The following is a 798-nucleotide window of genomic DNA, read 5'->3' as shown; positions in this document are numbered from 1 at the left end:
CACTTCCCCGAAGGGAAGCGACCTGTAGGGCTGGGCTTTACCTCAAACTCAAGCAGCAGCACCACCTGACGGAAATACCGCTGTCGATATTCCGCCAGGAAATATGCAGCCCGAGGTCTGTCAAAATCGGCGGGTAGCTCCAGCGCTGCTATATCCAACGGTTGCCCCACCAGAGCGTACCCCAGAGATGCAAAGAGACCAGCCACCTCAGCAACCGATCGGATCCCTCGAATGTCTTCCACATCCAGTTGAGTAGCCATTGCCGCACTCCGGTGATCTGTGGCGGTAGTGTCGCGTATTTTGTGGGTTAAGCATGGAGGGCGGAATGGACCGAGAGGAGCTCAAGAGGTTGACCAAGGAGGAGATCAGCCGGCGCATCCGGGAAGGGGTCAAGGCCGTCATTGAGCAGGTGTTGGAAGAAGAGATGGCCGAGCACCTGGCTGCGGGTTACCGTGAGCGCACCCCAAGCCGCCGCGGGGAGCGGAACGGCTACTACACCCGGGACCTCATCACGCCGGCGGGCAGGATCGCCCAGCTCCGGGTACCCCGGGACCGGGAGGGGACTTTCCTGACCGAGGTCTTTGAGCGGTACAAGCGGATGACCGGAGAGGTAGAAGAGGCGGTGCTGGGGATGTACCTCCAAGGGGTCTCCACCCGCAAGGTAGCGGCCATCACGGAGGGCGTGTCCCGGGTGCGCATCGGTAAGGACGCGGTCTCCAGGGTAGCCCAGCGCCTGGAGGAGGAGCTCTCCGCCTGGCGGGGCCGGCCTTTGGAGCTGGCCTACCCCTACCTCTACCT

The 798-nt window shown here is 62.5% G+C and carries 2 protein-coding genes; one reads left to right on the top strand and one right to left on the bottom strand.

Features of this window, described 5'->3' with window-relative positions:
* Window positions 1–260 (bottom strand): hypothetical protein (locus NW819_RS14410; RefSeq protein WP_414414166.1); only part of this gene is annotated, 260 nt, incomplete at its 3' end.
* A gap of 65 nt (window positions 261–325) precedes the next feature.
* Here NW819_RS14410 and NW819_RS14405 point away from each other — a divergent pair.
* Window positions 326–798 (top strand): transposase (locus NW819_RS14405; RefSeq protein ID WP_414414165.1); only part of this gene is annotated, 473 nt, incomplete at its 3' end.

Origin of the sequence: Synechococcus sp. R8-2 (assembly GCF_047461715.1) — a bacterium.
Taxonomy (GTDB): domain Bacteria; phylum Cyanobacteriota; class Cyanobacteriia; order Thermostichales; family Thermostichaceae; genus Thermostichus.
The sequence above is the reverse complement of the archived record's forward strand: the minus strand, read 5'-3'. Positions and strand labels throughout refer to the sequence as shown.